This window comes from Mesorhizobium sp. NZP2077 (assembly GCF_013170805.1).
Classification (GTDB): domain Bacteria; phylum Pseudomonadota; class Alphaproteobacteria; order Rhizobiales; family Rhizobiaceae; genus Mesorhizobium.
The window spans coordinates 1,757,294-1,781,055 of record NZ_CP051293.1; the positions used below are offsets into that span (position 1 = coordinate 1,757,294).

Genomic DNA, 23,762 nt, shown 5'->3' on the forward strand with positions numbered 1-23,762 from the left:
GCTTTCGGGTTGCCAAGCCGTTTGTGCCGGCAGTGGATGTTTCCGGGGCCCGAGGCCCCGGAAACGATTGTAGACGCTAGGCTCACTTGAGCTTCGGGTTGAGCAGTGCGTCGATCTTGGGCTCTTTCATGTTGGCCTTGGTCACCAGATTGGCGCCGGTGTCGACATTGGCTTCGACCTTCTCGCCCTTGGAGGCGGCGAGCGCGGTCTTGATGCCGTCATAGCCCATCCGGTACGGGTCCTGGACGACGAGGCCGGAAATGACGCCGTCATTGAGGAACTTGATCAGCTTCTCGTCGCTGTCGAAACCGATCAGCGCGAGCTTGCCGCCGAGGTTGTTCTCGGCGACAGCCTGACCGACGCCCTGCGCCATGATCAGGTTCGAGGCAAAGATACCTTTGAGGTCCGGATTGGCGGTGATCAGGTCGGTGGCGATGTTGAGGCCGGTGGTGGCTTGGCCGTCGGCATATTTGTCGGCGACCAGTTCAAGGCCTGGATATTTGGCCTTGAGCTGTTCCTTGAAGCCCTGGGCACGCTGCTCGAGCGAGCCGGCGCCAGGAAGGGCCGTGATCAGCGCGACCTTGCCCTCGACCTTGCCGCCATTGGCGGCGCCGATGGCCGCGGCCAGACCGTCGGCGGCGACTCGGCCGCCCTGGACATTGTCGGTGGTCAGGAACGAGGTGAAGGCTTTGGAGTCGGCGCCAGAGTCGATGCCGATAACCTTGACTTTCGCTGCTGCCTCATCGATCGGCTTGCCGAGCGCCTTGAACTCTGTCGGCGAGATGACGATGGCAGCCGGGTTGCCGGCGACGGCGTTTTCGAGGATCGAGATCTGGCCGTTGACGTCGGTTTCAGCCTGGGCGCCGAGTTCCGGCACATTGACGCCGAGATCCTTGCCTGCCTTGCGGGCGCCGGCCAAAACGATCTGCCAGTAGAAGGACGTGGTGTCCTTGACGATGATCGGAATGGTCACGTCCGCCGCCGAAACCGGCGCCGAATGCATGACGCCGGCGAGCATCGAAGCTGCTGCCAGCGCCATGACGGCGCGGCGGTTGAGAATGCTGGTCACGAATTTCATTAGGATTCCTCCCTAAGTCGCCCGGTGAACGTTACGGAAAGCTCCGTCCGGATAGGCGCGGCCCAAACGGAACTTTATCAATAAAAAACAGTTGCGCTGTTTTGATAGTGCATCAGTCTGGACGATGCAAGCGGTGTTTCGCGCCTGACTTCCCATGGCAGGCAGAGACACATTCGCACGCTGCTCCTCCCAAGATGCAGCCAGAAGCTCCCGTTTCGTTCCGTAGAGTCATGGAATATTAATTCCATGACTTAGTCAATATGGAATGTTCATTCTCTCGGCGAGGTCGCAGGTTTGTGAAGTTGGAGCCCGTCGTCAAGGGCATGTCGGTAAGATGCCGGCTTCATCCCAACTCCTGCACCACGGTGTAGGGACGGTATTTCTGATACTCCGTCTCCGGTACGTCCACGTCGAGCAGTTCGAGGTTGCGTGTCAGGTTCGCCAGTTTGGCGGTGCCGGTCAGCACGGTGGCGACCGTTGGCTCTTGCAGGGGAAACTGGAATGCGGCCGCGACCAGCGGGTACCCGCCTTCGCCGGCGATCTTCTCCATGGCGTCAACACGGTCGAGCATATCGCGGCTGGCGGGCTCGTAGTCGAAATGCGCGCCTTGCACCGGTCCGGTCGCCAATATGCCGGAGTTGAACACACCGCCGATGACCAGCGACGTCTGCTGCGCCCGGCACAGCGGCAGCAGTTCGGCTTCCGCACTGCGGTCGAGCAAGGAATAGCGGCTGGCGAGCAGGATGCAGTCGAGCGGCGCCCGGCGCATCACGTCGAGGCAGATCTGCACTTCGTTGACGCCGAGTCCATAGGCGGAGATCGTACCGGAGCGCTTCAGCTCCTCGAGCGCCTTGAGCCCGCCGTCCATCAGCTGGCGAAAGTGCAGCTTGGTCTTCTCGACGCCATGCGTGTAGGCGCCGATGTCGTGCACATAGAGGATATCGATCTTGTTCAGCCCAAGCCGCGCGTAGCTGAAGTCGACCGACCGCATGATGCCGTCATAGGAATAGTCGTAGTCGAGCGCGAAGGGCAGCGGGTCGACATAGGAGTGGTCGGGAACCTGGTCTTCAGGCACGGGGCGGAACAAGCGGCCGACCTTGGTGGAAAGCACATAGGAATCGCGCGGCTTATAGCGTAGGAAATCGCCGAAGCGCCGCTCCGACAGGCCGAAACCATAGAAGGGCGCGGTGTCGAAATAGCGCAAGCCTGCCTCCCAGGCGCCTTGCAGCGTTTCCATCGCCGCCTCGCGCGAACAGGCGCGGTAGAGGCCGCCGATCGCGGCACCACCGAAGCTGATCTCGGTGACCTCGAGTGCCGTCTGGCCGATGCGGCGTTTTTCCATGCAAAGCCCCCCGTTGCCGGCCGTTGTCCGGCCCGGCCATTCTACCACATATCAGCCAAATCTGGAGCAATTCCAGGAAAAGTGTGTAGCGGTTTTCCGTCCGGAATTGCGCAGAAACAAAGAGTTAGAGCGTCGCGCCGAGATGCCAGGGCACGAACTCGTTGTCGCCGTAGCCGAAGTCTTCGCTCTTGGTCTTGCGCCCGGAAGCCGTCTCGACGATCAGTTCGAAAATCTCGCGGCCCATGCCGGCGATGGTCTTTTCACCCGAGGCGATGACGCCGCAATTGACGTCCATGTCCTCTTCCATCTGGTGATACATGGTCGAGTTGGTGGCGACCTTGATCGACGGTGTCGGCCGGCAGCCGAAGCAGGAACCGCGGCCGGTGGTGAAGACGATGACGTTGGCGCCGCCCGCGACCTGGCCGGTGGCCGAGACCGGATCGTAGCCTGGCGTGTCCATGAACACCAGTCCGTTACCGGTGACCTTCTCGGCATAGCCGAAGACGCCGTTGAGCGGCGTCTGGCCGCCCTTGGCGACCGCGCCCAGCGACTTTTCCAGGATGGTGGTGAGGCCGCCGCGCTTGTTGCCGGGCGAGGGGTTATTGTCGATCGAGGCACCATGCTTGGCGACGTGGTCTTCCCACCACTTCACATAGCCATCGAGCTTCTTGGCGATCTCGGGCGTCGCCGCGCGGTAGGCGAGCAGATGCTCGGCGCCGTAGATTTCCGTCGTCTCGGACAGGATGCCGATGCCACCGACGCCGGCCAGGATGTCGACAGCCGCGCCCAGTGCCGGATTGGCCGTGATGCCGGACATGCCGTCGGAGCCGCCGCATTGCAGGCCGACGACGATCTCTGAGACCGGGATCGGCTCACGCTTCAACTGGCCGACTTCCTCGGCGATCTCGGCCAGCACCAACAGCGCCTTTTCCACCGATTTGCGCGACCCGCCGGCATCCTGGATGTTGAAATGGCGTTTGCCGGCGGCGACGCCCTTCTGGCCGTAGAGAGTGAGCTGGTTGACCTCGCAGCCAAGGCCGACCATCAGCACGCCGCCGAAATTCGGGTGGCGGGCATAGCCGGCCAGCGTGCGGTGCAGCACCATCATGCCGTCGCCGGTGGCGCTCATGCCGCAGCCCTGGCCGTGGACGATCGGCACGAAGCCGTCGATGCCGGGATATTTCGGCAGCAAGGTCCGGTTGGCGGCGTCGGCGATGGAATGGCAGACGGTGGCCGAGCAATTGACGCTGGCGAGGATGCCGATGAAGTTGCGCGTGCCGGCGCGGCCGTCGGCGCGGCGATAGCCCATGAAGGTGCGAGCGCGGTCGGCCTCCGTCGCATGCTCGGCCTCGCTCGGCGGCACCACCGGCAGGCGGCCGGCCTCGAACACCAGATTGTGCGAATGGACATGCTCGCCCGCCGCAATGTCCTGCGTCGCGCGGCCGATCGCCTGGGCGTATTTGACCACGGCTTCGCCGGCGGCAATCGGCTTGATCGCCACCTTGTGGCCGGGCTCGATAACCCCGGTGGCAAGCGCGCCGCCTGGCAGCGCGGTGCCGATTTCGATGCGGCCATTGGCAACGGCGACATTGTCGGCGGGGGACAGAAGAATGGTGTTGGAGACGTTCACGGGCGGGTTCCTGGGTGATCCTGGGATGCGCGGATTGACACGCGCCTGTTAAGAGTTAATGTCTTTTATCGTGAAAAAACAGTTTTGCGTCAATTGTTTTTTCGCAGGCGTTGCGCGTGCCTTTGGCTGGTGGCGGCGCTGCAAACAACGGACCGGACCCCAGCGAAAGCGGTTCCTGCTTTTCAGGGTCATGGTAACGTCATATTGCGCTTCAAGCCGGCCGCCGCAAGCGCCAGCGTGAGTGGGGCAGGGGATGTCGAAGAGCAACAACGTCTACAAGGACGCCTACAACAGGTGCCTCAGGCTGCTCGACGAAACGCGCAGCCTGCCGTCGGAACCGGAACTGGGCACGCTGCTCGGCGTCAGCCGCACCACCGTGCGCAGCATCCTGACGCGCATGGAGGAAACCGGTCTGATCGCCTGGAACAAGCGCGCCAAGACGGTGCTGCGTGATCCGCGTCCGGACGATTTCTTTCCTGAGGAAGAGACCGACACGCTGGCCGAGATCATCGAGCGGTCGTTCATGCGCAGGCTTCTCGCCGGCGGCGCCGAGGCCGGCATGCAGATCAATGAGCTCGAACTGGCGCGCGAGATCGGCGTCGGCACCACCAGCGTGCGCGAGTTCCTGATCCGCTTCTCGCGCTTCGGCCTGATCGAGAAGCGCCGCAACAGCCATTGGGTGCTGAAGGGTTTTACGCGGGCCTTCGCGCTGGAGCTGACCGAAATCCGCGAGATGTTCGAAATACGTTCGGCGGCTGCCTTCGCCGCCTTGCCGCAGGACAGCCCGGTCTGGGCCGATCTCGACCGCCTGGAGGACGAACATCGCCAGCTGGTACGCGAGATCGCCACGCGGTTCAACGAGTTTTCGGAGCTGGACGAGCGCTTCCACCGGCTTATCCACCGTGCGTCGCGCAACCGCTTCATCGTCGATTTCTACGACGTCATCGCCATGATCTTCCACTACCACTACCAGTGGAACAAGGCGCAGGAGCGTGAGCGCAACGAAGTCGCGGTCGGCGAGCATCTTGCCTATATCGAGGCGCTCAAATCGCGTGACCTCGGCAAGGTCGATGCCGCCTGTCGCAAGCACCTGAAATCGGCGCGTAACACGCTTTTGACCTCAATCCCTGAAAGCCGGGCATTGCAGAAATCCTAATCGCGCCGCGTTGCCGCAGTACCGAATTGCCGATTTTCGGCCTGCTCCGGCCGTGGTAGGTATCCTTCCAAGTCTGAAGAGGCAGATGGTTTGAACAGGCAAGTCATTTGAGCAAGAAGGGGAGACGCTGGAGCATGCCGGTCGCGCTTGTTGCGGCCTATTTGCTGCTGCTCCAATCGACGCTCGGCGCGTTCGCCTTCGGCACCGGCCCGAATGCCATGCAACTCGACGCTTTCGGCAACGTCATCTGTACACGCGACGGTGCCGCCCAGCGCCCAGGCGGTGACCAGCACCCGTCGCATCTGCCGGCCTGCTGCACGCTTGGCTGCAGCATGTTTTCATTGGCCTTTGGACCGCCGGCCAATGCCGGCCTGGCTCTGGGCAGCCTTTCCTTTGAAGCGGTCGCCTTCGTCTTTCCGGCGAGCATTCATCTCGACTTCGCGCGCGAACGCTCGCCGTCGAACCCGCGCGCGCCGCCGCTGGTGGGCTGAGCCTGCTTGCCTGGCGGACCCTTTCGCAGGCGCACCCATCCAAAGATCAAAACTACTCGCGACCGGCAACGGCGCGATCATCACTTCATGGAGCAACCATGTCCCATTCCTTCCCAATCGCCGTGCGTCCCATGCTCGGCGACAACAAATCCCTCCTGCGCACCCTTGAGGAGCGTCTCGGCATTGCCGTGTTGGCTTTGGTCCTGTTGTTCTTAGGCGCCCAGACTGTTTTCGCACATGAATTCAAGGTCGGCGATCTTGAGATCGGGCATCCCTGGTCGCGTGCCACACCGGCCGGCGCCAAGGTGGCCGGCGGCTATTTCACCATCACCAACAATGGCAGCACGCCGGACCGGCTCGTGTCGATTTCCTCCGACATTTCGGACAAGGCCGAGCTGCATGAGATGGGTGTCAAGGACGGCGTCATGACCATGCGGCCGGTTACCGGCGGCCTGGAGATTCCAGCCGGCGGCAAGGTCGTTTTGGGTCCCGGCAGCTATCACGTGATGTTCATGGATTTGAAGCAACCACCCAAGCAAGGCGAGATGTTCGCCGCCACGCTGACCTTCGAAAAAGCCGGGACAGTGACGATTAAATTCGCCGTGCAAGCCATGGGCAGCGCGGCGCCTCAAGAAGACAACGACTGAACCGGCCATCGTACCGATCAAGATTCTAGAGGGACAATCATGAACAAGTATCTTTTGTCGGCCGCGGCGCTCCTCGTGCTGGGGACGAATGCCGCGTTCGCGCACATCACGCTCGAAACCCAGGAAGCGGCGGTCGGGTCGACGTACAAGGCGGTCCTGCGCGTGCCGCATGGCTGCGACGGCAAGGCGACAACCGCCGTGCGCGTGCAGATTCCGGAAGGGGTGATCGCGGTGAAACCGATGCCGAAGCCGGGCTGGGCGCTGCAGACCAAGAAGGGCAAATATGAAAAATCCTATCAGCTCTATGGTCAGGCGGTGACCGACGGCGTCAAGGAAGTCGACTGGAGCGGCGGCAATTTGCCGGATGAATTCTACGACGAGTTCGTCTTTCGCGCGACGTTGACGGCGGATCTGCCCGTCGGCCAGAAGCTGTACTTCCCAGTGGTGCAGGAATGCGGTGATGCCGCCGACCGCTGGATCGAGATCCCGGCGGCAGGGCAGGATGAAGACGCGCTGGAGAACCCGGCACCCGGCATCAAACTCACGCCGAAGAAGTAATTTTCTCGCGGCGCGCTCTGCTCATAAGGGCGCGCCGCATCCCAAGGCATGCCATGAGCGCAATATCTTCCCTGTGTATGGTCGGTACGACCGGCAAGCCCCTCCGCCGCATTGCCGGCGGGCTGCTGGCCCTGATCATGCTGTGCGTCGTCATGGCCTCGACAAACCAGGCCCTTGCCCATGCCGCGCTGATCAAGACCGACCCGGCTGACGGTGCGGTCCTGGCGCAGGCTCCGGCGCAATTCTCACTAACCTTCAGCGAGCCGGTCTCGCCGCTGGTGCTGACCTTGGTGAAGCCCGATGGCACGCCTGTTGCGCTGACATCCTTCCGCCTCACTGACCAGACCGTCGAGATCGACAATCCGCAAACGCTCAAATCCGGCACGCATGTGCTGAGCTGGCGTGTGATTTCCGCCGATGGCCATCCGGTCGGTGGTTCGCTGCTGTTTTCCATCGGCGCGCCGAGCGAACCGCCGGCCGTGTCCGAGGTGATCGACTGGCCGCTGCGGTCGGCGATCTGGATCGGGAAGGTCTTTCTCTACATCGGTCTTTTCCTCGGGGTTGGCGGTGCCTTCGCCCTTGCCTGGCTGGCCGGCGACGGACGCGCCGGTCAACGCTTTGTGGCCATTGCGATCCTGTGCGGGCTGGTGGCGGCGCCCTTGTCGCTCGGCTTTCAGGGGCTCGATGCGCTCGGGGTGCCGCTCTCCCATCTCGCGCAAGCAGTGATCTGGCGGACCGGGCTCGGCACCAGCTTCGGCTGGACGGTGCTGGTTGCCCTGATTTCGCTGGGGCTCGGTCTGTTGTCGCTGGCCGGACCGCGTGTACTCGCCAGGCCGTTTGCGCTTGCCGGGATTGCCGGCGTCGGCGTTGCGCTTGCCGCCAGCGGCCACGCCAGTGCGGCCGAACCGCAATGGCTGACGCGGCCGATGGTGTTCGTGCATGGCGTCGGCATCGCCTTCTGGGCCGGCGCACTGGTGCCGCTCGGTCTCGCGCTGAAGCGCCAAACAACTGACGCCGTCGCTTTCCTGCGCCGCTTCTCCTCAGCGATCCTGCCTGTCGTGGCGGTGCTTGCCGCGGCCGGCCTCGTGCTGGCCGTCATCCAGGTGCAGACGCCCTCGGCGCTGGTCGGCACCGCCTATGGCCGGCTGCTGCTGGTTAAGCTTGCGCTGCTGGTCTTCCTGTTCACGCTTGCTGCCGTCAATCGCTGGAAGCTCACCGCCTCGGCCGAGGCGGGCGCTACGGAGGTCCAGCGCAGGCTCACCCGCTCGATCGGCGTCGAAATGCTGATCGTGCTGGCGATCTTCGGCGTTGCCGCGGGCTGGCGTTTCACGCCGCCGCCACGGGCCCTGGCGATCGCGGCGGCGCAGCCGGTTTCGGTCCATATCCATGCCCTGCAGGCGATGGCCGATCTCAGCATCACGCCTGGCCATGCCGGGCCTGTCGCTGCCTCGATGATCATCATGACCGGCGATTTCGGCTCGCTCGACGCCAAGGAAGTGACGCTGGTGCTGTCGAAGCCTGATTCCGGCATCGAGCCGCTGAAGCGCGCGGCGACCAAGCCCGGCGACGGCAGCTGGCGTGTCGACAACCTCGTCATCCCGGTCCCCGGCCGCTGGACGGTGCGCATCGACATCCTGGTCTCGGACTTCGAGATCGTGAAGATCGAAGCGCCGGTGGACATCAGGCCGTAACCGACAGATGCAATACCATTGTCGAACGGTCTGCCTTGTGCAACTGCAACACAATTCGGCGAGGCGGTTGACGCGGCCCGAAAGGCCCGTCAATCATCCCGCCAAATCGCGGGCTCCAACCAATAAGATCCGAAAGCAGGGAAGAAACGATGGAAAAAGCCGAAATCGGCCTGATCGGCCTTGGCACGATGGGCTCCAACCTGGCCCTCAACATCGCCGAACACGGGCACCGCATCGCCGTCTTCAACCGCACAAGGGCACGCACCGACGCTTTCGTCGAAAATGCCGGCGCGCTGAAGAATATGGTTGTTCCCTGCTACAGCCTGGAAGAACTTGCTGCGGCGATCCGGCCGCCGCGTCCGATCATCATCATGGTGTTGGCAGGCAAGCCTGTCGATGAACAGATCGAAGCCTTGCGCGGCGTGCTTTCGGCCAACGACATCGTCATCGACGCTGGCAATGCCAATTTCCGCGATACGATGCGGCGTTTCTCCGAATTGTCCGGATCGGGCCTGACCTTCATCGGCATGGGTGTGTCCGGCGGCGAGGAGGGCGCGCGCCACGGCCCGTCGATCATGGTCGGCGGTACTGAGGACTCCTGGAAGCGCGTCGAGAACGTGCTGACCGCCATCTCCGCGAAGTTCAAGGACGAACCCTGCGCCGCCTGGCTCGGCACTGATGGCGCCGGCCATTTCGTCAAGACCATCCACAACGGCATCGAATATGCCGACATGCAGATGATTGCCGAGATCTACGGTATCCTGCGCGATGGCCTGGGCATGGGGCCGAAGGACATCGGCACCGTCTTTGAAAAGTGGAACAAGGGCCGGCTCGATTCGTATCTGATCGAGATCACCGCCAAGGTGCTGGCCGCCGACGATCCGAAGACCGGAAAGCCGGTGGTCGATATCATCCTCGACCGCGCCGGCCAGAAGGGAACCGGCAAATGGTCTGTCATCGAGGCGCAGCAGCTCGGCATTCCGGCGACTGCGATCGAGGCGGCGGTGGCGGCGCGCGTTCTGTCGTCGATCAAGGACGAGCGGCAGGCGGCGGAAAAGGCCTATGGCAATATCGTTGTGACGAAGATTTCCGGCGACAAGGATGTGCTGCTGAAAGACCTCGAACTGGCGCTGCTCGCCGGCAAGATCGCCGCCTATGCGCAAGGTTTTGCCGTGATGAGCGGCGCCTCGAAGGAGTTCAACTGGAACCTGCCGATGCCGACCATCGCCAAGATCTGGCGCGCCGGCTGCATCATCCGCTCGCAGATGCTGGACACGATGGCGGACGCGTTCGGCTCGGGCGGCGCGGCGACCAACCTTTTGATGGCGCCGGCCTTCATCACCATGATGCAGGAGGCGCATCCGTCGCTCCGGCGCGTTGTTGCCAAGGCTTCGGAGGCCGGCTCGCCGGTGCCGGCGCTGGCTTCCGCTCTTGCCTATTTCGACAGCTATCGCCAGGGCCGCGGTACCTCGAACCTGATCCAGGCGCAGCGCGACTTCTTCGGTGCGCATGGCTTTGAACGCATTGGCGAGCAGGGGGCCTTCCACGGGCCGTGGGGCAGTGGCGCTGCCGGCTAAGCCATGGAGCGCTTGTAGGCCAGGACCTCGCTCGGCACGCTGAGACTTTGCAGCGAGCCAGGTGCTGAGCCGCCGATCCAGCCGAGAACCGAGCGGGCGAGCTCCGAGCCCGCCAGCCGGAAGTTCTCGTTGACGATCAGCAGTTCGGGCCGAAACAGGTGCAAAAGGTCCGATGATTGCTTGGAGACGATATCGACGTCACGGCCAAGCTTGAAGCCCGCATCCTCGATGCCGGCGACGAGCGCGAGCGTGGCGGCGGCGGCGCTGCTGACGATGCCGTCCGGCCTGATGTCGCGGCGCATCAACTGCGCGGTCCTCGTCCTGATCTGTTCGATCGAATGGTCGATCGACACGGTGCTGAACGGGATCTCGCTGGCGCCGACCTCGCTCAGCGCATCGGCAAAGCCGTTGACCGTATGGCCGTGATAAGTCAGTCCGACGGGTGGCGCCAGCAGAGCGAGCTTGCGGCGTCCCATGCTCGCAAGGCGCCGCACAGCTTCGACCGCGAAAGCGTGATTGTCGAAATCATGATAGGGGTGGACCAGCCCCATGTCGGTACGGCCATGCGTGGCAAAAGGAATGCCGTGCTCCAGCAAATAGCGGGCCCTGGCATCATTCGGCTGCGTGCGGGAAATGATGACGCCATCGGCGGAACCGGTCTCGACCAGATAGCGTATGGGGTCGAGCGGATCCTGTGAACGCGAATAGGGCGTGACGATCAGGTGATAGGGCGTGTCGGCGAGCACTTCCGAAACGCCGTAGATGATATCCGAGACGAAGCTCATGATCTCGCGCTCGGTGTTGAGTACGAGGCTGATGACGTTGGTCCTGCCGGTGCGCAGGCGTACGCCAGCACGGTTCGGCCGGTAGCCGATCTGCTTGGCGACCAGCTGGACGCGGCGCCTGGTCTCGGCGCCGATCTCCGGCGCGTCCTTCAGGGCGCGCGATACGGTGGTGACGCCGAGCCCGGTCATGAAGGCAAGCGTCTTCAGCGTCGGCCGCTCGCTGGCCGAATTCTCGTCGTTCTTTTCCGTACGCCGTTTGTCCATTTGTCCCGCCCGTCAGGCGCATAGCAGCCGCAGACCGGGTCGGCAATCGCCGTGATTGGCGGTGCGGCACGATTCCGGGCCCGGCGCGATGTCAATATACTGAAACGTTACAGATTGCCAGTCTCAGGGGGCGACCTGGTGGATAGGCAAGCAGACACGTGATCGTGGATTCCCTTGAGAATCCAAGGCTAAACGTCGCCCTAACTGCCTTTTCACCGCCTTTCATGGAAGGCCCGTCTGTTTTGCGGTGCGGTAGCTCATATTGCGGCGCACAATGGACTCGTTGGCTTACGCATTTTGTTCGCAGCTCGAAAAAATATCAGACGGCGATCACGCTTGGGGTTGCGTCATTCCTGCAATTGCCTTATCCAAAATCTGTAACGTTTCAGATTCTGGGAGGAACCGAAATGCGATACAGGATTTTGACCGCTGCGCTGGCAGCATCGGCGGCGCTACAGTTTGCCGGCACGGCCAAGGCCACGGACCTGGAAGTCATCCACTGGTGGACGTCGAAGGGCGAGTCGGCGGCGGTCTCGCAGTTCGCAAAGGCCTTTGACAACGACGGCCATGGCGACAAGTGGGTGGACAGCGCGATTGCCCTGGGTGAAACCGCCCGCTCGACCGTCATGCAGCGTGTGCTCGGCGGCGATCCGCCCGGTGCGGCCCAGTTCAATCCCGGTCGCCAGTACGAGGAGCTGATCTCGGGCGGCAAGCTGCTCGACCTCACCGATGTCGCGACCGCTGGCAAGTGGGATCAAGTCATTCGCCCGAAGGCGATCGGCAGCGCCTGCCTTGTCGACGGTCATTGGTGGTGCGTTCCGGTCAATATTCATTCGAACTACTGGGCCTGGTACTCCAAGCCGGTGTTCGAGAAAGCCGGCGTGCCGGAGCCGAAGAATCTGGCCGATTTCATTGCGGCCGCGCCGAAGATCAAGGAAGCAGGCCTCATTCCCTTCGCCATCGGCGGCGACGGAAACGGCTGGCAGATCCAGTTGCTCTTCCAGGACATGGTCACAGAGGCTCTAGGCGTCGCCAAGCGCGACGAGATGTATACGAAGAAGAGCGCCGAAATTGCCGGCGGCCCCGAGATGAAAGGCGTCTTCACGCAGTTGAGGACGCTGAAGCAGTTCACCGACAATGGCTACGCCAACCGCAATTGGAACGACACCACCAATCTGGTGATCACCGGCAAGGCCGGACTTCAGGTGATGGGCGACTGGGCGCGCGGCGAATTCGCGGCCGCCGGCATGACCGGCGTCAAGGATTTCGGCTGCATGATCGGCTTGAACGAGGCCAAGCCGGTGGTCAGCACCGACGGCGATATCATCGTTTTCTTCAAGCAGAACAATCCGGATGTCGAGGCAGCGCAGAAGCGTCTTGCCGCACTGCTCATCAGCCCTGAGGTTCAGGTCGCCTTCAACAACGCCAAGGGTTCGATGCCCGTGCGTGGCGATGTCGACATGTCGACGGCCGACCCGTGCATGCAGAAGTCGCTGAAAGCGGTGGAAGATCCGGCCAACATCGTCACCGCGACCAACCGGTTCATCACCGAGAACACCAACCAGCAGCTCAATGAGCTCGTCGCGCAATTCTTCGCCGACGACTCCATGACAGCTGACGACGCTACCGCGAAGTTCGCTACCATCATCGGAAATTCCGACTAGGAGCCGTTCCACCTCGGCTCGTCAAGCAGAAAGCCTTTGTCGGCGGGCTGACAATCGCAGGATCGGAAGCCGTAGCGGTTGTGAATCTGGCGGAGGCTGACTTTCGCGTCGCCAGACGATCCCGGTGTATCGGTAGAAGCGGAGAAAGACGGACGATGCAGAGGAGCTGGAGGCGCAGATTTCACCTGCCTGCCGTCATCGGCACGATACCGATGATTCTCGTTGCCGTCGGCGTCTTTGTGATCGGCATCGGCTTCTCGGTGCTATGGTCGTTCACCAGTTCCAAGCTCTTCCCCAATTACGATTTCGTCGGCCTGGCGCAGTACAGGCGGCTATGGGCCGACAGCCGCTGGCTCGTCTCGGTCAACAACATCTGGTTCTTCGGCCTGATGTCGATCACCTGCAACATGGTGTTCGGCTATCTGCTCGCCGTTTTCATGGACCAGCGCATCCGCCAGGAAGACCTGTTCCGCTCGATCTTCCTGTATCCCTTCGCCATGTCGCTGATCGTCACCGGTCTCGTCTGGCAGTGGGTGCTCGATCCCAATCTCGGCCTGCAGGAGGCCATGCGCAACCTGGGCTGGTCGAGCTTCAGCTTCGCCCCCCTGGTTGACGCCAACACCGCGATCTACGCGCTGGTCGTGGCGGGCATCTGGCAGGGCTCGGGCGTGACGATGGCGATCCTGCTTGCCGGCCTGCGCGGGGTTGACGAGGAGATCTGGAAGGCAGCGAGGGTCGACGGCATCCCGACATGGCGCACGCATGTTTCCATCGTGGCGCCGATGATGAAGGGCGCCTTCGCCACCGCCTTCGTTCTCCAATGTGTCGGCGTGGTGCGCGTCTACGACCTGGTCATTGCCATGACTGGCGGTGGGCCGGGCATCGCCACGTCGATGCCGGCGGTCTATGTGATCCAGCTGATCACTGTGCGCCAGAACGTCGGCCAGGGCATGGCCGCGGCAACGATGATGCTGCTGCCGGTGCTGGTCGTGCTGGCGTTCGGCGGACTTGTCATGTGGCGGCGCAATCGCCAGCGGGAAGCAGCCCTATGACCGCCGGCGTGATCACCACTCAAGAACAGCCGGATCAGGCTGGCGTCGCGCCGTTCGGGCCGAAACCACGCCGGACATCTGTCGGGCGCATCGGCCTCTATGCGTTCCTGGTCGTTGCGGCGCTCTTCTTCCTCATCCCGGTCTACATCATGATCGTCACATCGCTGAAGGGGATGCCGGAGATCAGGCTCGGGCATCTTTTCAACTTTCCGGTCGAGCCGACCTTTCAGCCCTGGGCCGACGCCTGGCTCCATGCCTGCACCGGCCGCGACTGCTTCGGCCTCAGCCCAGGCTTCTACAATTCGGTGAAGATCACCGTGCCGAGCGTGATCATCTCGATCATCTGTGCCTCGATTAACGGTTATGCGCTCACCTTCTGGCCCTACAGGGGCGCCAATCTGCTATTCGGGTTGCTCGTTTTCGGTGCCTTCGTGCCCTATCAGGTCGTGATCTATCCGCTGATCATCGGCCTGAGCTCGGTCGGGCTGTTCGCGACCCTTCCTGGCATCATCATCGTGCACACGATCTTCGGGATGCCCATCCTGACGCTGCTGTTCCGCAATTTCTACGCGGCACTGCCGGTGGAGCTGTTCAAGGCGGCGCGTGTCGACGGGGCGGGTTTCTGGCGCATCTTTTTCTCCATCATGCTGCCGATGTCGGTGCCGATCACCGTCGTCGCTATCATCCTGCAAGTAACCGGCATCTGGAACGACTTCCTGTTCGGCATCGTGTTCGCCGGGCGATCGAACTGGCCAATGACCGTGCAGCTCAACAACATCGTCAACACCACGACCGGCGTGCGGGAGTACAATGTCAACATGGCGGCGACCATCCTGACGGCGGCGGTGCCCCTGCTCATCTACTTCGTCTCGGGAAGATGGTTCGTGCGCGGCATCGCCGCCGGTGCGGTGAAAGGCTAGTGGATATGGCGCAGAACGGTACCAGCGTTTCAATCCAGGACTTGTCGCTGAATTTCGGTGCGGTGACCGTCCTGGAGACGCTCAATCTCGATGTCGCCGAAGGCGAGTTCATCGTGCTGCTCGGGCCTTCCGGCTGCGGCAAGTCGACCTTGCTCAACTGTATTGCCGGCCTGCTTGACGTCTCCGAAGGCCGCATCTTCATCAAGGGCAAGAACGTCACCTGGGAAGAGCCCAAGGATCGCGGCATCGGCATGGTGTTCCAGTCCTATGCTCTGTACCCGCAGATGACGGTGGAGAAGAACCTGTCCTTCGGCCTGCGCGTCGCCGGCACGCCAAAGGGCGAAATCGCCAAGCGGATCGCGCGAGCGGCCGAAATCCTGCAGATCGAGCCGCTGCTGCAGCGCAAGCCGGCGGCCCTCTCCGGCGGCCAACGCCAGCGCGTGGCGATCGGGCGCGCGCTGGTGCGCGATGTCGACGTCTTCCTGTTCGACGAGCCGCTGTCCAACCTCGATGCCAAGCTGCGCTCGGAACTGCGCGTCGAAATCAAGCTTCTGCACCGCAAATTGCAGAACACCATGATCTACGTCACCCACGACCAGATCGAGGCGATGACGCTGGCCGACCGCATCGCGGTGATGAAGGGCGGCGTCATCCAGCAGCTCGACGCACCGCAGACCATCTACAACCGCCCGGTCAACCGTTTCGTCGCCGGCTTCCTTGGCTCACCGGCGATGAATTTCATCGACGGCAGGCTGGAGAAGGACAAGGGCGACTGGCATTTCGTCGTCGAGGATGTGCGCATTCCGCTCGCGACCTACGGCTTCGAGAAGGAGCCGGTGCCGGGGCCGGCCGTATTCGGCATGCGCCCCGAGCACGTCGCCTTCAACAGCGGCGCCGGCTGGCCGTTTACGGCTGACGCAAATGTCGAAGTCGTCGAACCGATGGGCTCCGATACGCTGGTCTGGCTGAAGCTCGGCAAGCAGAATTTCACCGTCCGCGTGACATCGGAGCGCACACCGAAAAATGCCGACGCGGTGAGCATCGGCTTCGATCCGATGCGGGCCTCGCTGTTCGATGCCCAAACCGGCAACCGCCTCTAATCTCTCCCCAAGAACCATCCCCCAAGCCCCACCATACCAAGCAGAACGGACAAAGACGATGAACTGGTCATTCCAACTTTACAGCGCCCGCAATTTCCAGCCCTGGGAAGGCGTGCTCGCGACACTCGGCAAGCTTGGCTACACGCAAGTTGAAGGCTTCGGCGGCGTCTATGCCGATCCCAAGGCCTTCCGCGCCGAACTCGACAAGAACGGCCTTGCCATGCCGACCGGGCACTTCTCCATCGACGCGCTGGAGAAGGATTTCGACGGCGTGCGCAGGATCGCCGAGGCGCTCGACATCAAGCTCTTGATCTGTCCCTATCTGCTGGCCGAGAACAGGCCGTCCGATGCCGCCGGCTGGCGCGGCTTCGGCGAGCGTCTGGCCAAGGTCGGCGAGGTGGCCTCGAAGGCCGGCTACGGCTTTGCCTGGCACAACCATGATTTCGAGTTCAAGGCACTCGCCGACGGCTCGGTGCCGCAGGACCACATCCTGTCTTCCGCTCCCGGTATCGGCTGGGAGATGGACCTCGCCTGGGTGGTGCGCGGTGGCGCCGATCCGCTGCCCTGGATCGAAAAGCACGGCAAGCGCATCGTCGCCGTACATGTGAAGGACATTGCAAAGCCGGGCGAAGGACTGGATGAGGATGGCTGGTCGGATGTCGGCCACGGCACGATCGACTGGGCCGGCCTGATCAAACTGTTGCGGGCCAAGAGCGCGGCAAATTACTTTGTCATGGAACAGGACAATCCCAACGACATCGAGCGCTTCGCCCGCCGCTCGATCGCATCCGTCAAGGCTTACTAGGAACAATCATCATGGCAAAGAAGCTGGGTACTGGGAAACTGGGTATTGGCGTCATCGGCTGCGGCAACATCTCGAAGGCGTATTTCTCGCTGGCGCCGCTGTTTCGCGGCATCGAGATGCGTGCCTGCGCCGACATCAACATGGACGCGGCGAGGGCGCGGGCCAAGGAATTCAAGCTGCGCGCCGATACCGTCGAGGACCTGCTCAAGGCCGACGACATCGACATCATCGTCAATCTGACCATTCCGGCCGTGCATTACGAGGTGTCGAAACGGGTGCTCGACGCCGGCAAGCACGTCTATTCCGAAAAGCCGTTCGTGCTCTCGCTCAAGGAGGGCCAGGACCTCAAGGCGCGGGCCGAGAAAAAAGGGCTGCGCATCGGCTCGGCGCCCGACACTTTCCTCGGCGGCGCGCACCAGCTGGTGCGTGAACTGATCGACGAGGGCAAGCTCGGCAAGATCACCAGCGGTACCTGCCATGTCATGGGTCATGGCATGGAGCATTGGCACCCCAATCCGGATTTCTTCTTCCAGCCGGGCGCCGGACCGGTGCTCGATATCGGGCCGTACTACATCACCAATCTGATCCAGCTGATCGGGCCGGTGAAGCAGGTGGCGGCTTTCGCGACGACTCCGGCCAAGGAGCGGACGATTTCGTCAAAGCCGCGCGCGGGCGAAAAAATCCCCGTCAACACGCCGACCACAATCCACGGCCTGCTGGAGTTCGAGAATGGCGCCGTGGTGACGCTGAACACCAGCTGGGATGTCTGGGCTCATGGCCACGCGCCGATGGAACTCTATGGCGAGGCGGGCACGGTGTTCGTGCCGGACCCGAACTTCTTCGGCGGCGACGTGCGCTTCACCGAAGAAGGCAAGCCGGTCAAGAAGCTGCCGAAATGGAAGCATCCGCTTGGCGTTCCCAACGAGATGCACGGTCAGGGCATGATGGCCAATTACCGCACATCAGGCCTCGCCGACATGGCGCTGGCGATCGTCGAGGGGCGGCCGCACCGCTGTTCGATGGAACTGGGGCTGCATGCCGTCGATATCATGACCGGCATCCTGCGTTCCGGCGAGACGGGAAAATTCGTCGCCATGCAGACCACCTGCGAGCGGCCGGCCGCCCTTGGCGTCAAGGCAGCCAAGGAACTGCTGGCGAAGAAAAAGTAGGCCGCAGGGATTATCGATAATTTTTCAAATCTCCCTCTCCCCGTTTCGCCGGGGAGGGGGTAAGGAGAAGGCGAGCATCGATTCAATTGTTCCTTCCGGCGATCCCCGCGCCGCCTGATCCTGAGGATTCCCATGCCCTACATCGCCACAGAAAACCGCTACGAAAAAATGATCTACAACCGTTGCGGACGGTCCGGTCTCAAGCTGCCGGCGATCTCGCTCGGCCTGTGGCACAATTTCGGCGATGACACGCCGCACAAGACGAAGCAGGCGATTGCCCGCAAGGCCTTCGACCTCGGTATCACCCATTTCGACCTCGCCAACAATTATGGGCCGCCGGCCGGCTCGGCGGAGACCGCTTTCGGCGAAATCCTGCGCACTGACTTTGCCGCCTATCGCGACGAGCTGATCATCTCGACCAAGGCCGGCTATGAAATGTGGGCAGGGCCCTATGGCGAATGGGGCGGGCGCAAATACATGCTGGCCAGCCTCGATCAGAGCCTGCAGCGGATGGGGCTCGACTATGTCGACATCTTCTATTCGCACCGCTTCGATCCCGACACACCGCTGGAAGAAACCATGGGCGCGCTCGACCATGCGGTGCGCTCGGGCAAGGCCCTCTATGCCGGCATCTCGTCCTACAATTCGCAGCGCACCCGCGAGGCCGCCGATATACTGAAGCAGCTCGGCACGCCCTGCGTCATCCACCAGCCGAGCTATTCGATGCTGAACCGCTGGGTCGAGGAAGATGGCCTGCTCGATACGCTGGAAGGGCTCGGCGTCGGCTCGATCGTTTTCTCGCCGCTGGCGCAAGGCATGCTGACCGACAAATATCTCGGCGGCATCCCCGAAGGCAGCCGCGCCTCGCAGGGCAAGTCGCTGAAGACGGCCTTCATCAATGACCGCACCATCGCCAACATCAAGGCGCTCAACGCCATCGCCGGCAAGCGCGGCCAGACGCTGGCGCAGATGGCGCTGGCCTGGGTGCTGCGAAAGGGCAAGGTGACGTCGGCGCTGATCGGCGCCAGCCGGCCGGAGCAGGTCGAGGACTGCGTCGGCGCGCTGAACGTGCTTGACTTCAGCGATACCGAATTGGCCGAGATCGACAGCTACGCGCGCGAATCCGACATCAATCTGTGGGCGGCCTCCGCCGAGCGCAAAGGCCCGCCGAGGAAATAGGGTTGCCAAGGGAATAGCTCCATTTGGCAAGCCGGCAAAACAGAAACGGCGGGACATATCCCGCCGTTTTCATGTGAAAGCAAATGCCGCGTTTCAGGGCGTCTTCGGCTTCTGGGCGGTGCCCAGTCCTGCCTTCGGTTTTTCCGGCGCGGGAGCAGGGGTCTTCATCTTCGCCTCGATCCAGCCGCCATAGTTGGCCAGCCGCGTGTAGATGCCATAGGCGTCCTTGTGGCCGCAGGCCGCACTGCCGTCGGCCGGGCCTTCGCCCCAACTGACGACGCCGACCTGGACCGGGCCATCAGCGCCAGTGATGAACAGCGGGCCGCCGCTGTCGCCGTTGCAGGCATCGCGCACGCCGCTGGTGGTGCCGGCGCAGATCATATTGCTGGTCAGCGGGTCGGTCATGTCGGCGGCGATGGCGTTGGCGGCGGCATCGATGCCCTTTTCCGAATAGCGCATGCGGTGGGACAGATCGCCAAGGGCTGCCTTCAGATCATGTGCATAGATGGCCTTGATGCCGCTGTTGCAGGCCTTGTTCGGCTGCAGATCGAGGTCGGCGACCATCAGCGTGGTCGGGAACGTCCCGTCCTGCATCTTGCCCCAGCCGGTGACGGTGGTTTTGCCGGTGTCGGGGGTCGCCTCGTGGGTAAGCTTGATGGTCGGCGCATCGGCCGTATCCGCAAGCCGGAGCAGGCCAAGGTCGTTGTCGAGCGTCTGCTCGCTATAACCCTCGTTGACGATGACCTGCACCACTTTGTGGCGCTTGCCTTCGCTGAGGTCGGTGGCGCCCGTCAGCACGGTGACCGAATCCGGCGAGATCGGCTTGCCCTTGTCGTTGAGGCAGTGCGCCGCCGTCAGCACCCATTGCGGCGCGATCAGGCTGCCGCCGCAGAATTGCGCATTGGCCTGCGAGGCGGGATTCTCGTCCAGCCTGGCGGAGGTGAGCAACGCAACCTGGAAAGGATAGGCGCCCTTTTCAGCTTGGTTGCCGCCATAGACCCGGTCGGCGCCCTCGGGGTTTTCCGCCGCCGCCTTGGCCCTGGCATCGTTCACCCGCTGCATCGGCGAGACCGCCGCTTCGGGCCTTGCGGTACTTTCATCCGCCTGGCCGGTGTTGATTGATACAAAGCCAGCGGCAATGCCAAGCAGCGATGCGGCAGCGATTGGTCCGAACCGATTTGTGATGTGCACCTGAACCCTCCTGAGACAATTCTCCCGCGCAGATCGACGCCGGGCATTGTGCAAGGAGGTGCTGCCGGTTCAGCGATCCGCACGCGTGCCGTATCGAAATGGCGCGCGATCGGTCACAAAACCGAAGCCCACTTTTGCTAACCGTGCCCGCGAGTAGAACCCGCACAAAATCCTATAGCCCCCCACGGGCTACGTGGAAGCGATTTGTCATTGCCAATCTAGGATTATTTTAGGCAGTATGTCGCGATGGGGTCTTTTGGCGGGGGCTTAGATTGACCGTGGCAAACAACGAACCGGTGCGTACGCCGATTGCCTTAACCATTTTTTCGCTACCACCACGATCTCGACAATATTTCTGTATTTTGATCCAGTCCTTGCTGACTTTTGGGAGAGTCTCACCATGACAAAACTGACAAACGTTATGATTGCGTCCGCATTGCTTTCCACCGCAATGTGGACGGTCCCGGTTTTCGCCGCCGACCCTGGTTCCGCCAGTGCCGGTAATGGCGAAAGCATGCGGGACATATCTTCAGGCGACTTCAAGGCTGGCCGGGCAAGACCGATCACGACACCGAAGCTTACTGACGAAGACAGCCGCGCCGCGCCGCTCACCGACGAAAAAACGGCTGTGAAATCCTATGGCATCGTCGGGCGTTCCGCCGATGGCAAGGTGATCAAGATCGAACCGAGCGAAGCGCTGCGGGAGATCATCATCAAGGAACTGAATGCGCCGGCCAATGGAGCTGAAGGTGGCCCGCGCAAGACCGAGGATCCCGGGCTTGGCGAAGGCGAAGCCGGCCGCCAGGTTTTCGGCACCGACGATCGCGAGCAGGTCAAGAACACCAAGACCTATCCTTTCTCGGCAATCGGCTATCTCGAAGCCAAGTCGAAGACCGGCTACGGCAGCTGCTCGGCGACCCTGATCGGCCCGCGCACCGTGCTCACCGCAGCACACTGCCTCTACAGCCATGAGGACAAGGACTGGCTCTCAGACTATCTGTTCGTGCCGGGCCTCAACGGCAGCACCAAGGATGACGCACCGTTCGGCGCCTTCACTTATGAAAGTGCTTATGTGCTGCAAGGCTTCATCGACAACTACCAGGGCTATTATGGTTCGGTCATCCCGTGGGATCTCGGCATCATCACGCTGAAGCAGGATGTCGGCACCAATCTCGGCTGGCTGGGCTACGCCAACTATGACGATCTCGGCGACTTCACCGCCAACCTCGTCGGCTATCCCGGCGACAAGCCGATGGGCACGATGTGGAAAGCGAGCTGCGAAGTGAAAGCCGAGAACATCGCCCCGGAATATTTCCAGTATGACTGCGATACGTTCCCGGGGTCGAGCGGCAGCTCGGTCTATGCCTACGACAACAACTCCAAGCAGCGCATCATCACCGGCGTCAACGTGGCGGAAAGCCCCGAGGCGAACACCGCCGTGCGCCTGAACGCCGCCAACATCCAGTGGATCAACAGCCTGTACAAATAATCCGGGCTGAATTCGCAGAGAATGCAAAGGCGGCGGGTCAATCCCGCCGCCTTTTTCGTGCCGATCCTTCCGCTTGCACGAGGCAGGCACCGCGACTACGCTTGGCTTGCCAAGGGGTTGGCATCCAAAGGGGTTTTCGGGATGGCGCGGGCAAGGTCATTGTTCGGGGTCGCGGCCGCATCGATGCTGGCCACGCTGATGCTTTCAGTGGCCTTTGCCGATGCCGCCGCTGTCGGCGGTGCCTGGGCGGAACGCGTGCAGATACTCTATCAGCCCGATACGCGCTCGGTGCTGCGCCGGACCGTGCGCGTCTGGGACTTTCATCCGGAAAAGAACCTCGACTTCGTCTGGGAGCCGGCGGCTGGCCAGTCGCCCGATAAGACGATCGCCGAGGATGGCACCATCAGCGGCAAGGGCAGGCTGGTGTGGCGGGTGCGCGGCTCGGCGAGCTATGACCCGAAGACCGTCTACTCCAGCTATTTCGGCGACGTCAGGAACGGCCGGCCCGATGGGCAGGGTCGGCTCGAGTTGCGCTCGGGCGAGGTCTTCGATGGGCATTGGCTTGGCGGAGCACTCAACGGGAAAGGCATCCATGTAGATGCCGACGGCAATCGCTATGAGGGGCAATTCGTCGATGGCATCCCGAATGGCGAGGGCCGGCTGCTGTCGAAAACTGGCGAGATCTTTGCCTGCTCTTTTGTCGATGGCCTCAAGAACGGCAAGGGCCAGACCCGGCTCACCGGCGGCACGGTCTATGAATCGCAATGGGTGATGGGCAAGGAGGTCAGCGGCTCGCGCCCGGACGTTCTGGCCGATGCCAGGGTCGGCGGCCTTCTCAAGGCGCAGGCCGGCGGCGGTGATGCCGACAAAGTCCAGATCGGCGTCGTGGTCGACCAGCGCATGACGCAACAGGCCGACATGCAGTACCAGCATCTAGTGCGCGACGAGGACATCGCGATCTATCCGCAGGCGGAGGAGGACAATGACAGCTGGAACGGCACCGGCCAGATCACGACCAGCAATGTCTTTGGCCGCAAGGACTGGGACGAGGCGCCGGCCTTCGCCGAGGTCGACCTCAAGACGACAGACCAATCCAAAGTCAAGCTCGACCGCCTGGAAATGAAGGTTGCATCGAGCGATGCCTACCGCAAGCCGATGCTGTCGATATCGGAGCATTTCGGCTGTGTCGGCTTCCGGCCGGATTTCTCGATCATCAACAATGGCTGGGGCGACGCCAAGGACATGAAGATGTCCATCCAGTTCACGACGGTGGACGAGGATGGCAACCCGACCGGCCAGCCCAGCCGCATGTTCAGCAAGGACATTGGCAGTTTCGGCGAGGGCGTCGACGTGTCGATCAAGAGCGTGCTCACCGAAGCCGGCGTCGATACGGCCAGCCTGGAAACGGGGCGTTTTCCCTGCCCTTCGGTGGACAGTCTCAATGTCTGCCGCAGCCAGCTGACCAACAAGATCAAGTTCGGCGAGGTCGCCGACTATCTCGGCAATATGCAACAGGCGATGACGCTGAATGCGATCGGCAAGTTCGATTATTTCTGGGCGGATGACGAAGGTCATGTCTATCAGAAGAGCGAGCCGTTCCGCGCCTCGGTGAGCATGGCGGTTTTCGAGACCCCCGAATCGATGGCCGAATGCGGCGATGGCGGCGGGGGCACACCGGAAGCGATGCGCTACCAGAACATCGAGTTCCCGATCGGCAAGCACGACTACACCATTGCAATGCCGGTGCGCGGCAACAGGAACGTCAGCGCCTACACGGCGCGGCTGAAAATGTGGTCGTCGATGTCGTCGGTCCACAGTTTCAGCATCGCCGCGCATTTTGCCGACGGCAGCGTGCGCGAGAGCAAGCCGGTGACCTTCTTCTATTTCAAGCCGAAGCGGTCGCTGTTCGAGACCAAGACCGAGCCGGCGGCCTGCTATCTGCCGCGCGATATGGCCGGCTGCGGCTAGGCTCTC

At 62.4% G+C, this 23,762-nt stretch carries 20 protein-coding genes; 15 read left to right on the top strand and 5 right to left on the bottom strand.

What is annotated here, in order from left to right:
- Window positions 1–82: 82 nt before the first annotated feature.
- From HGP13_RS08705 to HGP13_RS08715, 3 genes are all read right to left on the bottom strand, one after another.
- Window positions 83–1,078, bottom strand: a complete 996-nt coding sequence (locus tag HGP13_RS08705) for an ABC transporter substrate-binding protein (protein WP_172223989.1) — start codon at window positions 1,076–1,078, stop codon at window positions 83–85.
- Between the two features lie 343 nt (window positions 1,079–1,421).
- Window positions 1,422–2,420, bottom strand: coding sequence for an aldo/keto reductase (locus tag HGP13_RS08710; RefSeq protein ID WP_172223991.1), 999 nt, complete (start codon window positions 2,418–2,420; stop codon window positions 1,422–1,424).
- Between the two features lie 124 nt (window positions 2,421–2,544).
- Window positions 2,545–4,050 carry an altronate dehydratase family protein gene (locus tag HGP13_RS08715; protein ID WP_172223994.1) on the bottom strand — a complete coding sequence of 502 codons (1,506 nt, stop codon included), beginning with the start codon at window positions 4,048–4,050 and terminating at the stop codon, window positions 2,545–2,547.
- A 253-nt stretch (window positions 4,051–4,303) separates the two neighbouring features.
- Here HGP13_RS08715 and HGP13_RS08720 point away from each other — a divergent pair, with 253 nt between their 5' ends.
- The 6 genes from HGP13_RS08720 to gndA all read left to right on the top strand — a co-directional run bounded on the left by HGP13_RS08720 (window position 4,304) and on the right by gndA (window position 10,170).
- Window positions 4,304–5,206 carry a GntR family transcriptional regulator gene (locus HGP13_RS08720; protein ID WP_172223996.1) on the top strand — a complete coding sequence of 301 codons (903 nt, stop codon included), beginning with the start codon at window positions 4,304–4,306 and terminating at the stop codon, window positions 5,204–5,206.
- Window positions 5,207–5,340: 134 nt separating this feature from the next.
- Window positions 5,341–5,697 (top strand): DUF2946 family protein, encoded by a 357-nt coding sequence (locus HGP13_RS08725; RefSeq protein ID WP_172223998.1) that lies wholly within the window; start codon window positions 5,341–5,343, stop codon window positions 5,695–5,697.
- Window positions 5,698–5,828: 131 nt separating this feature from the next.
- Window positions 5,829–6,344 carry a copper chaperone PCu(A)C gene (locus HGP13_RS08730; RefSeq protein ID WP_172234646.1) on the top strand — a complete coding sequence of 172 codons (516 nt, stop codon included), beginning with the start codon at window positions 5,829–5,831 and terminating at the stop codon, window positions 6,342–6,344.
- A gap of 39 nt (window positions 6,345–6,383) precedes the next feature.
- Entirely contained in the window at window positions 6,384–6,902 is a 519-nt protein-coding gene (locus tag HGP13_RS08735) for a YcnI family protein (RefSeq protein ID WP_172224000.1), read from the top strand.
- 53 nt (window positions 6,903–6,955) lie between these two features.
- On the top strand, window positions 6,956–8,593 hold the full coding sequence (locus HGP13_RS08740) for a copper resistance CopC/CopD family protein (protein ID WP_246707311.1): 1,638 nt from the start codon (window positions 6,956–6,958) through the stop codon (window positions 8,591–8,593).
- A gap of 149 nt (window positions 8,594–8,742) precedes the next feature.
- Entirely contained in the window at window positions 8,743–10,170 is a 1,428-nt protein-coding gene (gene gndA / locus HGP13_RS08745; RefSeq protein WP_172224002.1) for an NADP-dependent phosphogluconate dehydrogenase, read from the top strand.
- Here the strand turns inward: gndA and HGP13_RS08750 are convergent.
- Complete coding sequence (locus tag HGP13_RS08750) at window positions 10,167–11,219, bottom strand: LacI family transcriptional regulator (protein ID WP_172224004.1); 1,053 nt, start codon at window positions 11,217–11,219, stop codon at window positions 10,167–10,169. The two genes, gndA and HGP13_RS08750, sit on opposite strands and share 4 nt — an antisense overlap.
- A gap of 407 nt (window positions 11,220–11,626) precedes the next feature.
- Between HGP13_RS08750 and HGP13_RS08755 the strand changes: the two genes are divergently transcribed.
- The 7 genes from HGP13_RS08755 (at window position 11,627) to mgrA (ending at window position 19,108) form a co-directional block, all read left to right on the top strand.
- Window positions 11,627–12,883 (top strand): ABC transporter substrate-binding protein, encoded by a 1,257-nt coding sequence (locus HGP13_RS08755; protein ID WP_172224007.1) that lies wholly within the window; start codon window positions 11,627–11,629, stop codon window positions 12,881–12,883.
- A 155-nt stretch (window positions 12,884–13,038) separates the two neighbouring features.
- Entirely contained in the window at window positions 13,039–13,935 is an 897-nt protein-coding gene (locus HGP13_RS08760; RefSeq protein ID WP_172224010.1) for a sugar ABC transporter permease, read from the top strand.
- Window positions 13,932–14,855: a carbohydrate ABC transporter permease gene (locus HGP13_RS08765; RefSeq protein ID WP_172224012.1), complete on the top strand. Its 924-nt coding sequence runs from the start codon at window positions 13,932–13,934 to the stop codon at window positions 14,853–14,855. Before HGP13_RS08760 ends, HGP13_RS08765 begins: the two co-directional genes overlap by 4 nt.
- A 5-nt stretch (window positions 14,856–14,860) precedes the next feature.
- The gene (ugpC, locus tag HGP13_RS08770; RefSeq protein ID WP_172224015.1) at window positions 14,861–15,955 is read left to right on the top strand and encodes a sn-glycerol-3-phosphate ABC transporter ATP-binding protein UgpC; all 1,095 of its coding nucleotides are present in this window, start codon (window positions 14,861–14,863) and stop codon (window positions 15,953–15,955) included.
- A gap of 58 nt (window positions 15,956–16,013) precedes the next feature.
- Window positions 16,014–16,760, top strand: a complete 747-nt coding sequence (locus HGP13_RS08775) for a sugar phosphate isomerase/epimerase (protein WP_172224017.1) — start codon at window positions 16,014–16,016, stop codon at window positions 16,758–16,760.
- Between the two features lie 11 nt (window positions 16,761–16,771).
- Window positions 16,772–17,929, top strand: a complete 1,158-nt coding sequence (locus tag HGP13_RS08780; RefSeq protein ID WP_172224021.1) for a Gfo/Idh/MocA family oxidoreductase — start codon at window positions 16,772–16,774, stop codon at window positions 17,927–17,929.
- Window positions 17,930–18,061: 132 nt separating this feature from the next.
- The gene (mgrA, locus tag HGP13_RS08785; protein WP_172224024.1) at window positions 18,062–19,108 is read left to right on the top strand and encodes an L-glyceraldehyde 3-phosphate reductase; all 1,047 of its coding nucleotides are present in this window, start codon (window positions 18,062–18,064) and stop codon (window positions 19,106–19,108) included.
- Between the two features lie 93 nt (window positions 19,109–19,201).
- Here the strand turns inward: mgrA and HGP13_RS08790 are convergent, their stop codons facing one another.
- Window positions 19,202–20,299 (bottom strand): trypsin-like serine protease, encoded by a 1,098-nt coding sequence (locus tag HGP13_RS08790; protein ID WP_172224027.1) that lies wholly within the window; start codon window positions 20,297–20,299, stop codon window positions 19,202–19,204.
- A 400-nt stretch (window positions 20,300–20,699) separates the two neighbouring features.
- On the opposite strand from HGP13_RS08790, the gene HGP13_RS08795 reads away from it, so the two are divergent.
- Window positions 20,700–21,788 (top strand): serine protease, encoded by a 1,089-nt coding sequence (locus HGP13_RS08795; RefSeq protein ID WP_172224029.1) that lies wholly within the window; start codon window positions 20,700–20,702, stop codon window positions 21,786–21,788.
- 141 nt (window positions 21,789–21,929) lie between these two features.
- Window positions 21,930–23,756, top strand: coding sequence for a hypothetical protein (locus tag HGP13_RS08800; protein WP_172224032.1), 1,827 nt, complete (start codon window positions 21,930–21,932; stop codon window positions 23,754–23,756).
- The last annotated feature ends 6 nt before the right edge of the window (window positions 23,757–23,762 follow it).